The sequence below is a fragment of the Pseudoalteromonas shioyasakiensis genome, from assembly GCF_019134595.1.
Lineage (GTDB): Bacteria > Pseudomonadota > Gammaproteobacteria > Enterobacterales > Alteromonadaceae > Pseudoalteromonas > Pseudoalteromonas shioyasakiensis_A.
Genome location: NZ_CP077770.1, coordinates 2609232 through 2627893 on the forward strand (window position 1 = coordinate 2609232; position 18662 = coordinate 2627893).

The window sequence follows — 18662 nt, forward strand, 5'->3', positions numbered from 1 at the left end:
CCTTATTCAATAATATCGCCACGCAGCAGGTATTTACATACCGCTACTGTGCTAACAAAGCCAAGCATGGCGATTAATAATGCGGCCTCAAAATATAAATCGGTACCCATGCTCATGCCATACAGAATAATCAAAGCAATAGTGTTAATGAACATAGTATCTAAAGCCAAAATACGGTCAGGTACCGACGGCCCAACAATTAAACGCCATAGGTTCAACAATAAAGATATGGCTATCATCGCATAAACAATTAGAAAAACGGTATCTAGCATCGAAAAATCTCCTTAAGCGGTGCTTCGTAGCGCTGCTTAATAGTATTAATTAACGCTTGTTCATCAGCTAAATCGAGTACATGAATCAATAAGTAGCGCTGCTGAATTTCTTCGCCCTCTTCGAGTGACTCAGGAATAGGATAAACCTCTGCACTCACAGTACCCGGCGTTAAAGATACTGTGCTTGCCAAAATAGTGATTGGCATTTCATGGCTTAAATCCAATGGTACTTTGATAAAACCTGGGCGTAACTTTTTCGTTGGCCCAAGTATCAACAGGGCAACTTGTAAGTTGGCAGTCACAATATCGTACAGCACTAACAATAAGTGCCTAAACGCAAGACCTGGCCTAACAATAAGCGGCTGTGGATCACGAAACGGGAATGTGACCCACGGAATGGTAATAGCAAAAAATGCAGCTAAAAACAGGTGCCCCGGCGACACACTGTTATTTAACAACAACCATACAATGAATAATAAAACACTGCGAAATGGTGTTGGCAACCAACGAAAGCGAGCTTCTAAACGCATTATTGGCCTCCTTGTAATACAGTGTTGATGCTAGTGTTGATATCAAACAACTGCTCTGACGTTGCTAGCATATAGTCTGAAATCGGCCCTGCAAATACAACCATTAATGGTGAGCACGCAAGTAGCGCAACCACAGCTATCACTTTAACAGGATGTGCTTTGGTGCCTTCAATTGCTTCACTGTCTTTATGAGTGTGATCCCAAAATAAGCTGGTACCAGCTCGTGAAACCGCCACTAATAACGCTAAACTAGAAACTAGATATATTGGCCAAAACAACATGGCTTTTTCACTATCTAGGGTGCTCTTTAAAATCCATACCTTGCCGACAAAGCCAGATAACGGTGGCATACCAACAACGGCAAGCGCAGCCACTACAAAACAAATACCAAGTAAATATGGCTGTGCAACGGCGCGCCCTGCGACTAACCGGTCGGCAACTTTACCGCGCTGTTGAGCAATTAAATCAGCAATTAAAAATAGTGCTGCACAAATAATAGTTGAATGCACTAAGTAGTATAGTAATGCAGCTGTTGCAGAAACATTTTGAATCGCAACCAATGCCACTAAAGTACCTACAGAGACAACAACCAGATTCGCAACAAGCTTTCTAAAATCTTGACTTGCTAACACACCAATACCACCCATCACTATGGTCGCAAGTGCTAAGCCCCATAACCAAGGCTGTGCCATGTGAGCAAGCTCGCCAGCATTATCACCAAATATTACGGTATACACGCGCAGCATGGCATAAACACCAACCTTGGTCATAATCGCAAATAATGCAGCAACTAATGGCATTGCACTGGCGTAGGTATTCGGTAGCCATAAATGTAACGGTAATAATGCGCCTTTTAACGCAAATACCACGATTAACAACAAGCCACCAATTTTGGCAAGGTAAACATCATCGCCCGTCAGTTGTGGTACTTTTTGCGCTAAATCAGCAATGTTCAATGTGCCCAGCACACCATAAAGCACCCCCAGCGCAATTAAGAATACGCTTGAACCAATCAGGTTTAAAATGACGTACTGCAGTGCAGCACGGGTACTTTGTTTGTTGCCGGCATGCATCAATAATGAGTATGAAGCAATCAACAGCACTTCAAAAAATACGAACAGGTTAAATACATCGCCAGTTAAAAAAGCGCCATTAACACCTAACACTAAAAAGTGTACTAACGGATGAAAAAAGCTCCCTTTTTTATCATCACCTGCACAGCTATAAAGCACCACAACTGCACCGAGGAAACTAGTAAGTAGCACAAGTAGCGTTGCTAGCCTATCGGCAACCAGCACGATGCCAAATGGTGCAGACCAATCACCAATTGCGTAAACAAGCGGTGCGGTACTATTAACATGAAGTAATAGATAAGCACTTACCAATAGTGTGACAATCGACAAAATAACCGACGAAACACGACGTATATGTAAGTTTTTACCACATGGCGGCATGAGTAAAATAACGCCTGCCAACATTGGAATTAGAATCGGTAAAGAAGCTAAATGCTGAATCATTTTTGCTCCTTCGATGACTTAACAAGGTGGCCATCAACATGGTCATTACCCAAGTCAGCACGACCACGAATTGCTAAAATAACTACAAAAGCGGTCATCGCAAAGCCTATTACAATCGCGGTCAAAACCAGCGCTTGAGGGAGTGGGTCGGCATACTCACTGCCTGTACCAAGTACAGCAGCTTTGTTAATAGTTAAACGACCTGAAGAGAATAAAAACAGGTTAACTGCATACGACAACATAGTCAGGCCGAGTACCACTGGGAATGTACGAGCCCGTAATATTAAGTAAATTCCGCATGCAACCAGCACGCCGACGCACGATGCGTACAATACTTCCATTAAATATTTACCTCTTGCTTGGGTGTATCAGCAGTTAATTTACCTAAACTTGCTAAAATCATCAGCGTTGCACCTACAACAGTTAAATACACACCTAAATCAAATACGATAGCACTAGCAAGTTCTGTCTTGCCGACTAGCGGAATATCAAAATAATCAAACCAGGTTGTTAGGAATGGACGTTCGAAGAACCAACTTCCAATACCTGTAAACAATGCAATAGCAATACCTGACGCAATAATCTTACGATAATTCACGTCAAATCTGTCTGCAATCCAGTGCGAACCATTAGCCATATATTGCAAGATAAATGCAATCGCGGTAACCAGTCCTGCAATAAAGCCACCACCTGGTAAGTTATGACCACGTAAGAAAATATACGCAGACACAAGTAATGCAAGTGGTAACAAGCTTTGTGAAATACTCGACAGTAGAATTGGGTAACGCTCTCTTGCCCATGGGCGCCCTTCACTATCACTTGCTGGCATAAACAGCGGCAAGTTAATAAGAAGCTTATAAATACCTAATGCAGCAATACCTAGTACGGTAATTTCACCTAGGGTATCAAAACCCCTAAAGTCAACGAGGATAACGTTTACAACGTTAGTACCACCACCGCCAGTTTTTGCATTGGCAACAAAGAAGTCAGAAATCGACTCAAGTGGTCTTGTCAGAAGCGCATAACAAATACTTGCCACAACCACACCAATAGCCGATGAGATACCTAGGTCACGCAGAATACGCAGTGAGCTTGATTCTTTCGGAGTGCGCTGCGGTAAAAAGAACAGTGCAAGCATCAGTAGCATTACGGTAACAACTTCAACGGTTAACTGGGTCAACGCTAAATCTGGCGCAGAGAATCGAGTAAATGCAACAGATACCATCAGGCCTACGATTGAAATCATAATCAACGATATCATTCGTGAACGATGCCAAATAACCGTTGCCAACGCACCAATTATCAGTAAGCCTGCACCGATAGCATTATGGAAATCGATTGGGGTTAACTCGCTTGCTCCTGCTAACTGGCGCATTTCAAATAAAGGCCAGCCTGCACACATGAGCACCACCGCAATCATTACAAAGGCATAACGCTGTAACGAGCCATTTTCGATTCGTTTAATCTTTTCTTGTGACCACTTAATCAAGCTATATAAGCCACGCTCAAAGCCTTTTTTAGCATTCAGAGTTGGCAACGATGCTTGAAAGTGGAATAGGTGCTTACGCTGCACATAAATCATCACACCCACGCTTGTAGCAATAAAGCTCATTAACAGTGGTAAGTTAAAGCCATGCCATACAGATAGCTTATAATCAGGGGCTGCATCACCAAGCACTGCGAAAGATGCCGAAGCTAGAATATCGCTTACCGCAAAGTGCGGGAACATACCAACGAGTAAACACAGCACAACCAAAATTTCGATTGGTACACGCATATAGCGTGGTGGCTCATGGGGCTGTTTTGGCAAATCGATTGGGTCGCCATTGAAAAACACGTCGTGAATAAAGCGTGCTGAATACGCGACAGATAACGCACCAGCAATCGTCGCTAACACTGGAATTAACCACGACATAGAACCAAGCACTTGCTGGTGTAGTGTTTCGGCAAAGAACATTTCTTTCGACAAGAAACCATTTAACAGTGGCACGCCCGCCATTGCTGCCGCTGCTACCATAGCAAGTGTGGCGGTATACGGCATAAATCGCCACATACCATTAAGTTTACGCATATCACGGGTGCCAGTTTCATGATCAATAATACCCGTTGCCATAAATAAAGACGCTTTAAACGTTGCGTGGTTGATAATATGGAAGATAGCAGCCACTGTCGCAAGCTCAGTGTCTAAACCTAAGAGTAATGTAATTAAACCTAGGTGGCTGATTGTTGAATAAGCCAGCAAGCCTTTTAAATCATGCTTAAATAACGCGATATAAGCGCCAACCAACAAAGTCGCCAGACCCGTCATTGCCACTAAGATAAACCAAGTATCTGTGCCTGATAGCGCTGGGTAAAAACGCGCTAATAAAAAGATACCCGCTTTAACCATCGTTGCTGAGTGTAGGTAGGCACTGACTGGTGTCGGTGCCGCCATCGCATGTGGTAACCAAAAATGAAATGGAAATTGTGCAGATTTAGTAAATGCACCTAAAAGCACTAATACCAGCGCAGCTTCATAAAGTGCATGAGACTGAATAAGTGCTTTGCTTGCTAAAATCACATCAAGATTATAGCTACCAACAATATCACCAATTAGTAATAAGCCTGCTAGTAACGCAAGGCCACCGGCACCGGTGATAGCTAGTGCCATACGTGCGCCTTTGCGAGCTTCTGACTTATGCCACCAATAGCTAATCAATAAGAACGAGCTAATACTGGTGAGCTCCCAGAAAAACCACAGCTGGATCACATTGTTCGACATCACGATGCCGACCATTGCGGTCATAAATAGCATTAAATAGCAGTATAGCTTTGGCATTGAGTCGCTACTACTCAAGTAATAACGTGCATAAAAAATCACCAGGGTACCGATACCCAAGATCATATATAGAAAGAGCAACGTTAAACCATCAAGTCTAAACGAGACTTGCATGTTTAAAAGAGGGATCCACTCAGCAGTGTAGCGAATTGTTTCGCCAGAAAAGACTGCAGGGGTATACGAAAATACAATTCCAAGGGCAATCAAAGGCGCTAACATGGTCAAAGCTGTGCTTTGGTTACGTGTTAGTTTTGAAGTGCAGGATGAAATAACACTGCCGATTAAGGATAACAGGGGTATCCAGAGCAAAGTCATAATTAGGAGCCTTTTAGTGTCATAAGAATATCAATACCGCTCTAGTTTTAATTAGTTGCGTACTGTTCATTTGGATGGTTAAAAGTTGGCTTCAAAAAAAGCTTACAATGCGTATAGTTATACTGATCAGGTGCTATTTTGTCTATAGGAGACACACCTATTCGGACAACATTTAACCACTTTGCATACTAAAATAGCAATAAATAGACGATTAGTCAGAAAAATTCTGCTCTTTGGAAGCTGTTGTAAACACTGGCTTTAAGCCTAAAAAGGCAAAATATTCAGAAAACCGAATCGGCTTTGTTAAGGGCTGGTTAATTTGTTTTTGCCAAAGCTCACGGTATTGCTCAGACAGGCTCATAGTTTGGTACTGCATAATCGACCAATTATGGCTTGGTTTATAGGCTAGCTGATTGCTACAAGCGATACTTTTTTGCCAGCCTTTTGGTGGGGAAACATTATTTGCAATAAACAGATTTGGCGCAACCAGCCCCTGTTGCTTACACAGCCACTGTTGTTTTTGCTCTGCTAAAACATATTCATCTTCAAAGCCATTAAAATGCATTAGCTCATGTAGAAATACCGCGTAAGATTGTGATGAGTTTATATGCATAATGCCACCTCGAACATTGGCTGCCCCTTGTTTTGACATCATCACAATAAAGTCAAAACCTTCAGGCCACGGATGCGCTGCCGCATTTTGCCAATTACACTTAAGCGCCCCACCGCTGCCATCACAGCTAAACTTATCGGCGACATAAACAACATCCGTTAAACAAAAGCTGCCTTTTGCAGGCTCAGGCGCTTTACTATATTGCCGCTTATACCGCTTTAAAGTATCAATTCCCTTGTAATGATCTGTCATCATTAAAACATTAAATTGGCACAGGCTACTTGCTTGTATACTTAATGTTGATAAGACAAATTGCTGTTGCTGCGCATAAGCTGTGTCAATTTGAGCTGACGGTATTTTCTGTTGCAACAGCCAAGCTTGCTTAGCATTTCCCTCAGGCAGCTTGCCAGCCTTACCTAGGTTACTTAAATCGAGCCATTGTTCTGCTCTAACTAGCTGCTCCGCTAAGGTTTGTTGCTGAGCTGAATTGAATTTAGCAAAGTAAGGCTGCCACCATAATTTTGCTGCAGTGTAGTCTTGTTGCTGCAAAAAGCTGAGCGCAAGCTGATATGCAGCATTACTATCATTTAGCTTTGCTAACTGGCGAAGCTCTGAGTTGCTCAGCACTAAATGCTGCAAATTAATGGCGCTGGGCGCCAAGTGATAAATAGCTGTTGCTTGTGAAGGAGTAGTATTTGCGTAATAAGCGTAAGCGGGAATAAAACGAGACACTGAGCTTGAGACAAAACCCAAGCTCAGTAATAGAATAACAGTAAAAAAAACCTTAGCTTGCGTTTTCACCAGCCATTAACTCAAGCTCTAAACGGGCATATTTGTATTCAACAAACTCATGCACATTGGTGGCAAGAGCAAGTCTAAAGTAATCGGCAGCAAGGTAGTTATCCCCCGCCGCTTGATGCATCTTCGCTAGGTAGAAATAAGCTTCGCATAAGCGGTGCGCATACTCTTGCTCTGAAGTCACACCTTCAATGATGCCAGATAAAAACTCAAACTCACTGATGTCACCTAAATAAAGTGCCAACAGTTGGTAACCCCATTGAGACTCATCTACACCCTGCGAGTTAGCTTTTAAGTCAACTAAGGCCTGCGCTTTATCAGCTTCTGATTGAGCTAAATAAAGCCATAGCACACGGTAAGGGTCGCTTGGTGAACGATTTAAAAACTGCTTTAAATCATCTTGTGCAAGTGATGGACGGTCACCATAGTAAAGGGCAATACCACGATTTAAGTAGGCATACTCATGTTGCTCGTTAAGCTCAAGTGCCGAATCAAAAAACTCATAAGCTTGTTCATACTGCTGCATTAGTGTGTGATGAATGCCTAAGAAGTTATACACCTCTGCTAGGTCTGGTTTGAGCTTAATCGCACGGTTAAAGTCAATACGCGCCAAGGTCGACATACCTAAGCTGTCAAATAATACACCACGGTCATAATAAAGTTTGGCTTGTTGCTCCGCACTTAAATCAGCACGGTTTAGTAGTTCAGAATAGCGAGCAATCGTAATTTCGTTACGAAAATCAGGCGCTAATGGTGCGGTAAAAGGCACATTAACAATAGGGACTGACTCAGGTTGTGAAGTTGTTTGACATGCACTTAAAGAAAAAATAGCCACAGCGGTCAATGCTAAGTGTTTAAAAATCATTAAATTCCTTAATACCTGAATTCTCTGTAGACAAAGGCGAAGCGGATAGGTTTCATTAAAGCATAAAAAAAGGGGCTAAACAGCCCCTTTTTCTTATATCCAGCAAATAACTGGTTATTCAATCATCATTAAGCGTCTTTAGACTCTTCTGCTTTTTCTTCAGCAGCTGGTTCCATAGCTTCTTTGATGCTTAGACGTACACGACCTTGGCGATCTACTTCAAGAACTTTAACTTTAACTTCTTGGCCTTCGCTTAGGTGGTCAGTTACGTTGTTAACACGCTCTGTGCTGATTTGTGAAATGTGCACTAGACCGTCTTTACCCGGAAGGATGTTAACGAACGCACCAAAATCAACGATACGTACAACTTTACCAGTGTAGATAGTACCTACTTCTAGTTCAGCAGTTAATTGCTCGATACGCTTGATTGCATCGTTTGCGCTGATGCCGTCAGTTGCAGCGATCTTGATTGTACCGTCATCTTCGATTTCAATCGTTGTGCCAGTTTCTTCAGTAAGTTGACGGATAGTTGCGCCACCTTTACCGATAACTTCAGCAATTTTCTTCGCAGGGATTTGCATAGTGTAAATGCGTGGTGCGAATTGAGATAGCTCTTCAGAAGGTGCTGCAATCGCTTCGTCCATAACACCTAAGATGTGTAGACGTGCTGCTTTCGCTTGTTTAAGAGCGATTTGCATGATTTCTTTAGTGATACCTTCGATCTTGATATCCATTTGTAGTGCAGTGATACCGTTTGAAGTACCCGCTACTTTAAAGTCCATGTCACCTAAGTGATCTTCATCACCTAAGATGTCTGAAAGAACAACGAAATCTTCGCCCTCTTTAACTAGACCCATCGCGATACCAGCAACTGATGCTTTAATTGGTACACCTGCATTCATAAGTGCTAGTGACGTACCACATACTGATGCCATAGACGATGAACCGTTTGATTCAGTGATTTCTGAAACAACACGGATTGAGTATGGGAAGTCAGTTAACGTTGGTAATACTGCTGCAATACCACGCTTAGCTAGGTTACCGTGACCAATTTCACGACGCTTTGGAGAACCTACAAAGCCAGTTTCACCTACGCAGAACGGAGGGAAGTTGTAGTGAAGCATAAAGTGATTTTTGTTAGTACCAGTTAAATCATCGATTAACTGTGAATCACGTTCTGTACCAAGCGTTGCAGTCACAAGTGCTTGCGTCTCACCACGAGTGAAGATTGCAGAACCGTGAGTACGCGGTAAAACACCTGTCATTACGTCTAATGCACGGATCATATCTGGTTCACGACCATCGATACGTTTTTCACCAGCAATGATACGGCCACGAACGATTTCTTTTTCTAAAGAACCGAATAGTTTACCAACTTCTTGAGTATCTAGAGCTTCGCCTTCAGCAAGTTCAGCAGTTAATGTAGCAACAACTTCTTCTTTCGCTGCACCAAGAGCTTCTTTACGGGCTACTTTGTCAGTGATGCGGTATGCTTCACCTACTTTATCAGCAGCAATTGCAGAGATTTTCTCAGCAAGTGTTAGGTTTTTCTCTGGAGCAGTCCAATCCCAAGCTGGTTTACCTGCTTCAGCTTTGAACTCGTTGATTGCGTTGATGATAGCCTGAGATTGCTCATGACCATAAACAACCGCACCTAACATTACGTCTTCAGATAGTGTTTCAGCTTCTGATTCAACCATAAGTACTGCGTTATCAGTACCAGCAACAACTAGATCTAACTGGCTTTCTTCAAGCTCAGCGAGTGTTGGGTTAAGTACGTATTCACCGTTGATGAAACCAACACGTGATGCACCGATAGGACCATTGAATGGAATACCAGAGATAGCAAGTGCTGCTGAAGTACCAATCATAGCAACCATGTCAGGTTGGATTTCTGGGTTAACAGAAACAACTGTCGCGATTACTTGTACTTCGTTTACGAAACCGTCTGGGAAAAGTGGACGGATTGGGCGGTCGATTAGACGAGCGATAAGTGTTTCGCCATCGTTAGGACGACCTTCACGCTTAAGGAAACCACCTGGGATACGACCCGCAGCGTACATACGCTCTTGGTAGTTAACTGTTAGTGGGAAGAAGTCTTGACCTGGTTGTGCATCGCGCTTGCCTACAACAGTAACTAATACTGAAGTATCGCCAATGCTTGCTAGTACTGCGCCGTCAGCTTGACGAGCGATAGCACCAGTTTCTAGAGTCACAGTGTGTTGACCTAGTTGAAATTCTTTAATAATTGCTTGCACTTAAAAATATCCTTTAAATGTAAAAGCAACTCAGAGCAGAGCTCCGAATTGGTAAAAATATAGTCCATCAAAGTACCAATTACAGTACTTAATTAAACTTAATAAAAATTAATTAAGTACTACAATTGGCAATGATGTTTTTTCAATCACTTAGCAGATTCACCTACTAAGATGTGCGCTAGTATACCTTTCATACGCGCACAAAAAAAGGGGCTAAATAGCCCCTTTTCTCGTAATCTAGTTCTTAGCGACGTAGGCCAAGCTCTTGGATTAACGCAGTGTAACGTGCAATGTCTTTACCTTTAAGGTAGTCAAGCAGTTTACGGCGTTGGCTTACTTTGCGAAGAAGACCACGACGTGAGTGGAAGTCGTGCTTGTGGCTAGCAAAGTGACCTTGAAGCTTGTTGATATCGAAAGTTAGAAGTGCAACTTGTACTTCAGGTGAACCAGTGTCGCCTTCAGCGCGTGCAAATTTAGCGATGATTTCAACTTTTTCTTGATTGCTTAGTGACATAGTAACTCCAAAAATTAATTTAAATTGTGTTTTAGCCGATCACTAATTCAGCCAAAACGATTGAGCGGGGCGTATTCTACCCAGCTTTGCTAATAACTACAAGGTAATCTTTACTCAGGCAGTTGATTTGATAAGCCACGCTTTGATTTTAAGTGACCATCTTTATGACGCTCACCAGTACCAATGAACACCCCATCAGCCATTACTTTTACCACACCATCTGGTACAGGCTTACCAATCACAACTGTTTGACCATGGCTAAATGCCACGCCCTGCTCTTGAGTTATCTCAATCACAGGTAAATCAACCAAAGCAGTATCCATTGGCAGTAAGAGCTCATCGAGGTAGCTTGAAGGCGCAACATCGTCTGCTTTTGCTTGCTGTAGCTTTTCTTCAAGTTGCTCAAGAGTGACCATTTTTTCACTTGGATAATGGCCAACTGCACTGCGATGTAACATGATGACATGCGCACCACAGCCAAGCTTTTCACCTAAGTCGTCAACAATAGTACGAATATAAGTGCCTTTAGACACGTGTGCCGTCATTTGTACTTCGTTATTAGCTTCATCAAACTCATCAAGCGTTAAACTAAATACATTAATTTTTCGACACTTACGCGGCACTTCAATACCTTCGCGGGCATATTTATACAAAGGTTGACCTTGATATTTAAGCGCAGAGTACATCGAAGGATATTGATCCGACTCACCTAAAAAACTGGCAATTTGCTCAGCTAATTGTTCACGGGTGACCGATACTTCTCGCGTTTCAACCACTTCACCATCTGAATCAGAGGTCGTGGTTCGCTCACCAAGTTTGGCGCGTACAACATAGGTTTTGTCAGTATCAAGCAAGAACTGGGTAAACTTAGTCGCTTCACCAAAACAAATAGGCAGCATACCCGTCGCGAGCGGATCAAGCGCACCGGTGTGGCCTGCTTTTTGAGCAAAGTAAATTCCTTTTGCTTGCTGCAATGCTTTGTTTGATGAAATACCTTGCGGCTTATTTAGTAATAAGATGCCGTCAATAGCACGACCTTTACTGCGTCTAGCCATTAGTCTTTAGTGCCTTCTTCGCTGTCATCTTCGTCTACATGCTTGGCATTGTCTTCACGAATAACTGAGTCAACCAAGTTTGAAATACGCATACCTTCCATAAGCGAGTTATCGATCACAAAACGTAACTCTGGCATGATGCGCGCACGAATGCGTTTACCTAATAAAGAACGAATATAACCCGTTGCTTCATTTAAGATTTTAGCGCTTTGTTTGGCTTTATCTTCATCATCCGTATTGAACACTGTGATAAATACTTTTGCGTAAGATAAGTCGCGAGATACCTCAACCGCAGACACTGTCACCATGCCTAAGCGTGGATCTTTGATTTCGCGTTGAAGAATAACAGCAATCTCTTTTTGAATTTGCTGTGCAACACGATCAGTGCGAGAAAATTCTCTCATTTTATTTCACTCTAAAATAATAACTTATTGATGTTAAAGAATAAGTTAATTTAATTACGAATACACAAATGGGGGCTAGGCCCCCATTTAAAGCAATAACTTAAACGAAATTAAAGTGAACGTTGTACTTCAACCGTCTCGAATACCTCGATTTGGTCGCCAACTTTAACATCGTTGTAGTTCTTAACGCCGATACCACATTCCATACCGTTACGAACATCAGCAACGTCGTCTTTAAAGCGACGTAGTGACTCAAGTTCACCTTCATAGATAACCACGTTATCACGAAGTACACGGATAGGTGCGCTACGCTTAACGATACCTTCAGTAACCATACAACCTGCGATTGCACCAATCTTAGGTGACTTGAACACGTCACGAACTTCGGCAAGACCAATGATCTCTTGCTTGAATTCTGGTGCAAGCATACCTGACATCGCTTGTTTAACTTCTTCAATCAGGCTGTAGATTACGCTGTAGTAACGTAAGTCTAGGTTTTCTGACTCAATCACTTTACGAGCTGATGCATCAGCACGTACGTTAAAGCCAACAACGATTGCGTTTGACGCCGCTGCAAGCGTTGCATCAGTTTCAGTGATACCACCTACACCTGAACCAACAATCTTCACTTTAACTTCATCAGTAGAAAGCTTAGTTAATGAATCAGCGATTGCTTCAATTGAACCTTGTACGTCAGCTTTAAGAACGATGTTAACTTCTGATACATCGCCTTCAGCCATGTTCGTAAACATGTTTTCAAGCTTCGCTTTTTGTTGACGAGCAAGCTTCACTTCACGGAACTTACCTTGACGGTAAAGTGCTACTTCACGCGCTTTACGCTCATCTTTAACTACTGTTGCTTCATCACCAGCAGCTGGGATACCAGATAGACCTAAAATCTCAACTGGGATAGACGGACCCGCAGACTTAATGTCTTTACCGTTCTCATCTTTCATCGCACGTACACGGCCATATTCAAGACCACATAGTACGATATCACCTTGGTTAAGCGTACCAGACTGAACTAGGATTGACGCAACTGGACCACGACCTTTATCAAGACGCGATTCAATTACAACACCCGCAGCCATACCTTCAGCTGGCGCAGTTAGCTCAAGTAGCTCAGCTTGCATTAATACCGCTTCAAGTAGGTCATCAATACCTAAACCAGTTTTCGCAGAGATGTGTACAAACTGTGTTTCACCACCCCACTCTTCTGGAATAACGTCTAATTGTGCTAGCTCGTTCTTAACGCGATCTGGGTCGATGCCTTCTTTATCCATTTTGTTTACTGCGATGATTAAAGGAACGCCTGCAGCACGCGCGTGCTGAACCGCTTCTTTAGTCTGTGGCATTACACCATCATCCGCAGCAACGACTAGGATTACGATATCCGTTGCTTTAGCACCACGTGCACGCATTGATGTAAACGCGGCGTGGCCTGGAGTATCTAAGAAAGTAATCATGTTGCCATTCGTTTCAACGTGGTATGCACCAATGTGCTGAGTAATACCACCGGCCTCACCTGAAGCAACTTTTGCAGAACGAATGTAGTCAAGTGTTGACGTTTTACCGTGGTCAACGTGACCCATTACTGTTACAACCGGTGCACGAGGAATAGCTGTACCTTCTTCGCTACGGTCGTTTAGAACTTTCTCTTCTAATTCGTTTTCTTTAACGATAATAACCTTGTGACCCATTTCTTCAGCAACAAGTTGTGCTGTTTCTTGGTCAATCACTTGGTTGATGGTAACCATGTCACCCATCTTCATCATCGTTTTAACAACTTCAGCACCTTTAACTGCCATGCGTGATGCAAGCTCAGCAACAGTGATAGTTTCACTGATACGAACTTCGTTTTTCACGTCAGCTGTTGGTTTTTGGAAACCATGTTGTAAAGACGTTGGTGCTTTAAGCTTGCCTTTCTTACCTTTAGGACCGGCAGCCTGTTTATCTTTTTGAGGTCCTTTTTTCTTTTTCTTACGACGAGCGCTATTCTCTTCACGTGCATCAGATTCATCTTCTGCTTCACGTGCGTAAGTTGAAGTCGTAAGGTGGTGATCAGCGCTTTCTTCGCGCTGCTTACGCTCTTCTTCTTCCTTCTTCCAGCGAGCTTCATTTTCTTCAGCTAGCTTTCTTGCCTCTTCTGCTTGACGTTTCGCTTCTTCTTCAGCTTTTCTCAATGCGGCCTCTTCTGCTTCTTTTTGCAGACGCTCAGCTTCGGCGCGATCTTGTTCAGACTTAGCACTTTGCTCTGGGGTCATCTGCTTCTGTTTCGCTTTACGCTCAGCTTCAGCTTTACGTTTAGCCTCTTCTTTGGCTTTACGCTCAGCTTCTTCTTTCGCTTTGCGCTCTGCCTCTTGTTTCGCTTTAAGCTCCTCAGCTTCTTGCTGGGCTTTAAGCTCTGCTGCTTTACGTGCAGCTTCTTCTGCAGCTAAACGCTCTTCTTCTTGCTGTTGCTCAATGGCGCTTTTCTTAACGTAAGTACGTGTTTTACGTACTTCAACTTGCACAGACTTCGCTTTACCTGTAGAGCCAGTTACGCTTAGCGTACTTTTGCTTTTACGTTGCAAAGTCATGCGAGCTGGGCCTTCTGAGCCCGTGCCGCCGTGCTGCTTGCTTAGGTGATCTAATAACGTCGACTTTTCAGACTCAGTTACCATATCACCTGCTTTTTTAGAAATACCGGCTTGTTCTAGCTGCTGTAGTAATTTATCAACAGTTGTACCAATATCTCCGGCTAGTTTTTCAACATTTACTTCTGCCATAGTGTGTAATACCTCCGTTAATAAATTACTCGTCTGCGAACCAACAAATGTTACGCGCAGCCATAATTAGCTTACCAGCTTCTTCTTCTGAAAGTTCAGTGATGTCTACTAACTCATCAATGCCTTGTTCAGCTAAGTCTTCAAGTGTTACTACACCTTTACTTGCCATAACAAATGCAAGGTGACGCTCTAAGCCTTCAAGCGCTAGTAGGTCTTCTGCAGGTTCTGCACCTTCTAGGCTTTCTTCAGTTTTAAGCGCTTTAGTTGTTAATGCGTCTTTTGCACGTGAACGTAAGATATCAACTGTTTCTTCATCTAAACCGTCGATTTCTAAGAATTCTGATGCAGGTACATAAGCCACTTCTTCAAGCGTTGAGAAACCTTCGTTGATAAGTAATGTTGCAAACTCATCATCAATATCTAGGTATTCAGTGAATAAGTTGATTAGCTTATCTGATTCAGCTTCGTTCTTTTCACGCATGTCATCAACTGTCATTACGTTTAATTCCCAACCAGTTAACTGGCTAGCAAGACGAACGTTTTGACCATTACGACCGATTGCTTGTGCTAGGTTATCCGCTTCAACAGCGATATCCATTGAATGTGTATCTTCGTCCATTACGATTGACGCAACTTCTGCTGGCGCCATTGCATTGATAACGAATTGCGCTGGGTTGTCATCGTAAAGAACGATATCAACACGCTCACCACCAAGCTCAGTTGAAACAGCTTGTACACGTGCACCACGCATACCAACACACGCACCTACAGGGTCGATACGTTTGTCGTTAGATTTTACCGCGATTTTTGCACGAGAACCTGGATCACGTGCAGCTGCACGTAGTTCAATCATCTCTTCGCCAATCTCTGGCACCTCAATGCGGAAAAGTTCCATTAGCATTTCTGGCTTAGAACGCGTTACAAATAACTGCGCGCCACGTGCTTCAGGCTTAACTTCGTAAAGAAGACCACGGATACGGTCACCTGGACGGAAGTTTTCACGCGGTAACATATCATCACGGTAAATAACCGCTTCAGCATTGTTACCAAGGTCAAGTACGATAGCGTCACGGGTTGCTTTTTTAACAACACCAGTTACTAATTCGCCTTGTTGATCTTTGTATTCCTCAACAACTAATGCACGCTCAGCTTCACGTACTTTTTGTACGATAACTTGCTTAGCCATTTGTGTTGTAATACGGTCAAACTTGATTGACTCGATTTGTTCTTCAACGTAGTCACCTAATTGTAGGCTTTCGTCTTCAACCTGTGCCGCTTCAAGTGTGATTTCGCTGTAAGGGTTTTCTAAAGAACCATCTTCAAGAACTTCAGCAATCTTCCAACGACGGAATGTGTCGTAATCACCAGTTTTACGATCGATTGATACGCGAACTTCGATTTCGCCATCGTGTTTTTTCTTTGTTGCAGTCGCTAATGCGAACTCTAACGCTTCAAAAATCTTTTCTTTTGGAACCGCTTTCTCATTAGAGACGGCTTCAGCAACCAATAATATTTCTTTTGCCATGGGTTATGCCTCGCTTGCCCTATTCCTTCGCACTCGAATTAAAACTTTGCGATGATGTTCGCACGTTCAATGTTACTAAGCATAATCATATGCTCAGCGCCATCTGCTGAAAGTGTGATCATATCACTGCTAACTGATACTAAATCGCCTTTAAAGTTACGACGACCATCTTGCGGAAGCTTAGTACGCACGCGTACTTCTTCTCCTTGCGCCTTCTCGTAGTGATCTTGTTTGAATAATGGACGATCAACACCAGGAGACGAAACTTCCAAATCATATTCATTTGTAATTGGGTCTTCGACGTCTAAAATTGCGCTAACTTGACGACTAACGTCGGCACAATTGTCAACCGTAATCCCTGCATCGTGATCGATATAAACACGTAATGTAGAGTGGCGACCAGCTTGCACAAACTCAAGACCATGTAACTCAAAGCCTAACATTTCAACGGCCGGTGAGAGCATGGCTAATAAATCTTGCTCAAGTTTTGTCACGAAAATCCTCCATACAAACAAAAAAAGGGCATATAGCCCTGAAATACTGAGTTTAATAATGATTTAAAATCACCGCCAAGCAGATACAACAACGCCCCGAACCAAGCGGGGCGTCACACCTAAAGCATAAAACTGTGTGGCCTAGGGCCAAGCTTGGTTGCGAGTCAGTCACCTGACTAAATTAAACTAGATAGCCTAAACGCAAAACGCGCATTACCAGAATGCGCGACTTCATACAGTAAAAATTACTGTGCATACTAAGTACACTTACAATGCCTTAGCATGTATTTGGTTGCGGGAGCCGGATTTGAACCGACGACCTTCGGGTTATGAGCCCGACGAGCTACCAGGCTGCTCCATCCCGCGCCAATAGATATTAAAAAGTAACTTAATATCATTTAATCGAGTGCTTAACACCTCAATTCAATGGCGGCTATTATAAGCATGTAGCGCTCAATTAGCAACCTTCCTACATGAATTAGTTAGACTATTTTTTGCCTAAAATTTTTATGACAGCCTTGTCATAAAATTTCCCATAATCGAAAATTCTCGTCTATATTTAGTCATATAATAAGAACAACCTATAGCTTTGGCTATTAAGCGATTTACTATGAGTCTATCTTCATTTCAAAAAAGACTGTTACTACAAGATATTGAATTGCTAAAACCGGATTTTCACCAGTTTACGAGCGCATATCATCACAGCCTTAATTCTCGTCAATTAACCATGACAGTTCCTGAGCAAGAAAGCATAACTAAGCGCAGCTATATTCTTTACTGTGCGCTCAACAAAGTAGTAAGCCACCTCGATGACTTACAGCAAGTCACGCCATTTATTCATTATTTAGCGAATAATCTAAGCTTTTTAAACGTGTCATTTGAGGATATCGATACCCTTTGCGAAGCCTTTATTGATACTCGCAAATCGTATATTCATCACATTAGCACGCAATTACATCAAGCTTGGCTGCAAGCGACGAGAATATTTGCCAATATCGTAAAGAGTTACTTGTTCGCTTATTCAAATGTAGTGTCGTTTAGCGCCTATTGCCCTGCACGCTTAAGCTCATAGCTTGGTCAATTCGCTGTTGAGCCTATCTATTTGTTTTTGTTCAATGGCGATTAAGGTGTTAAAACGACTCGTTAAAGCTGTCATTTTGTCAGCTAGTGCGTTATCGCTATTCGCATCAGCCAAATTACGAGGGCGGCTACTTAGTTGTTGCTCAAGCTCTGACATTTGCATGTTTAACTCACTTTGATAGGTATCAATTTTATTTTCATGCTCTGAAATTTTACGCATAATTTGTTTTGAGCGAATAAAACTAGCAACCTCATTATTAGCAACCGTATTAGCAGATGATGTTAAAGTGTATTTTTCAGCCGTGAGTCTATCAATACTGCGCTGCTCATTGTCGATAAGTACGCCGTAACGCTCAGATACCGCGGTCATTTGCTTGGCGATTGCAGCTTGTTTTTTAGCCCCCACCAAGTTACGCAGCTGAGCATCTGATTGCTCAGATAAAGCCACTATTTCCCTGTCCATTTTGAGCTTGAATGTGTCAATTTTATTGTTATGTTCTGCTATTTGCGCATCAATTTGCTTTAAACGAATATAACGATCAATCTCAGCGGTATCTTGACCTGCTGATGCTTGTGCTGCGTTATCTGACGCGCTCGAAAGGTGTGGGTTTTGCTCTTTTACAGTAATCAACTTTGCATCTTTGCCACAGGGCTGTTGGCTAAATTCAGCAACACCGTTTTTTTCACAGTGGTAAACAGTGCTGTGGGCCAAAGGGCAAACTAACAGGCTTATAAATAGTAAATGTAAGCTAATTTTCATCTCGACCCTTCCTTAGTAATGACTCATTAAAAATGCCACTAATGTACCTTTTATAGACCATCTTTATCGATCTATC

General features: G+C 42.6%; 16 protein-coding genes and 1 tRNA gene. 1 reads left to right on the forward strand and 16 read right to left on the reverse strand.

The genetic code is table 11. From position 1 onward, the window contains the following. Window positions 1-2: 2 nt before the first annotated feature. The 15 genes from KQP93_RS12130 to KQP93_RS12200 form a co-directional block, all read right to left on the reverse strand. Window positions 3-272, reverse strand: coding sequence for a K+/H+ antiporter subunit F (locus KQP93_RS12130; RefSeq protein ID WP_217874643.1), 270 nt, complete (start codon window positions 270-272; stop codon window positions 3-5). Beyond that, window positions 266-802, reverse strand: a complete 537-nt coding sequence (locus tag KQP93_RS12135; protein ID WP_209327053.1) for a Na+/H+ antiporter subunit E — start codon at window positions 800-802, stop codon at window positions 266-268. The genes KQP93_RS12130 and KQP93_RS12135 overlap by 7 nt, the downstream gene beginning before the upstream one ends. Continuing rightward, window positions 802-2319 carry a monovalent cation/H+ antiporter subunit D gene (locus tag KQP93_RS12140; RefSeq protein WP_217874644.1) on the reverse strand — a complete coding sequence of 506 codons (1518 nt, stop codon included), beginning with the start codon at window positions 2317-2319 and terminating at the stop codon, window positions 802-804. Before KQP93_RS12140 ends, KQP93_RS12135 begins: the two co-directional genes overlap by 1 nt. Next, window positions 2316-2660 (reverse strand): Na+/H+ antiporter subunit C, encoded by a 345-nt coding sequence (locus KQP93_RS12145; RefSeq protein ID WP_054553167.1) that lies wholly within the window; start codon window positions 2658-2660, stop codon window positions 2316-2318. Before KQP93_RS12145 ends, KQP93_RS12140 begins: the two co-directional genes overlap by 4 nt. Further along, window positions 2660-5452, reverse strand: coding sequence for a monovalent cation/H+ antiporter subunit A (locus KQP93_RS12150; RefSeq protein WP_054562093.1), 2793 nt, complete (start codon window positions 5450-5452; stop codon window positions 2660-2662). Before KQP93_RS12150 ends, KQP93_RS12145 begins: the two co-directional genes overlap by 1 nt. Window positions 5453-5663: 211 nt before the next feature. After that, window positions 5664-6866, reverse strand: coding sequence for a hypothetical protein (locus tag KQP93_RS12155; protein WP_217874646.1), 1203 nt, complete (start codon window positions 6864-6866; stop codon window positions 5664-5666). Beyond that, on the reverse strand, window positions 6850-7728 hold the full coding sequence (gene nlpI, locus KQP93_RS12160) for a lipoprotein NlpI (protein WP_217874648.1): 879 nt from the start codon (window positions 7726-7728) through the stop codon (window positions 6850-6852). Before nlpI ends, KQP93_RS12155 begins: the two co-directional genes overlap by 17 nt. Before the next feature lie 128 nt (window positions 7729-7856). Further along, window positions 7857-9986, reverse strand: coding sequence for a polyribonucleotide nucleotidyltransferase (gene pnp, locus KQP93_RS12165; RefSeq protein WP_217874650.1), 2130 nt, complete (start codon window positions 9984-9986; stop codon window positions 7857-7859). Between the two features lie 244 nt (window positions 9987-10230). Continuing rightward, window positions 10231-10500 carry a 30S ribosomal protein S15 gene (gene rpsO / locus KQP93_RS12170; protein ID WP_054553172.1) on the reverse strand — a complete coding sequence of 90 codons (270 nt, stop codon included), beginning with the start codon at window positions 10498-10500 and terminating at the stop codon, window positions 10231-10233. A 110-nt stretch (window positions 10501-10610) separates the two neighbouring features. After that, window positions 10611-11555 carry a tRNA pseudouridine(55) synthase TruB gene (gene truB / locus KQP93_RS12175; protein ID WP_063706762.1) on the reverse strand — a complete coding sequence of 315 codons (945 nt, stop codon included), beginning with the start codon at window positions 11553-11555 and terminating at the stop codon, window positions 10611-10613. Beyond that, window positions 11555-11959: a 30S ribosome-binding factor RbfA gene (rbfA, locus tag KQP93_RS12180; RefSeq protein ID WP_054553174.1), complete on the reverse strand. Its 405-nt coding sequence runs from the start codon at window positions 11957-11959 to the stop codon at window positions 11555-11557. Before rbfA ends, truB begins: the two co-directional genes overlap by 1 nt. Before the next feature lie 110 nt (window positions 11960-12069). Next, complete coding sequence (infB, locus tag KQP93_RS12185) at window positions 12070-14727, reverse strand: translation initiation factor IF-2 (RefSeq protein ID WP_217874651.1); 2658 nt, start codon at window positions 14725-14727, stop codon at window positions 12070-12072. 25 nt (window positions 14728-14752) lie between these two features. Next, window positions 14753-16252: a transcription termination factor NusA gene (gene nusA, locus KQP93_RS12190; RefSeq protein ID WP_217874652.1), complete on the reverse strand. Its 1500-nt coding sequence runs from the start codon at window positions 16250-16252 to the stop codon at window positions 14753-14755. A gap of 38 nt (window positions 16253-16290) precedes the next feature. Beyond that, complete coding sequence (gene rimP / locus KQP93_RS12195; RefSeq protein ID WP_217874654.1) at window positions 16291-16746, reverse strand: ribosome maturation factor RimP; 456 nt, start codon at window positions 16744-16746, stop codon at window positions 16291-16293. Window positions 16747-17035: 289 nt separating this feature from the next. Further along, window positions 17036-17112, reverse strand: a tRNA-Met gene (locus KQP93_RS12200). A 244-nt stretch (window positions 17113-17356) separates the two neighbouring features. Between KQP93_RS12200 and KQP93_RS12205 the strand changes: the two genes are divergently transcribed. Further along, window positions 17357-17818, forward strand: coding sequence for a hypothetical protein (locus tag KQP93_RS12205; protein ID WP_217874656.1), 462 nt, complete (start codon window positions 17357-17359; stop codon window positions 17816-17818). Here the strand turns inward: KQP93_RS12205 and KQP93_RS12210 are convergent. Continuing rightward, window positions 17813-18586: a DUF4124 domain-containing protein gene (locus KQP93_RS12210; RefSeq protein ID WP_217874657.1), complete on the reverse strand. Its 774-nt coding sequence runs from the start codon at window positions 18584-18586 to the stop codon at window positions 17813-17815. The genes KQP93_RS12205 and KQP93_RS12210 overlap by 6 nt on opposite strands. Window positions 18587-18662 lie beyond the last annotated feature (76 nt).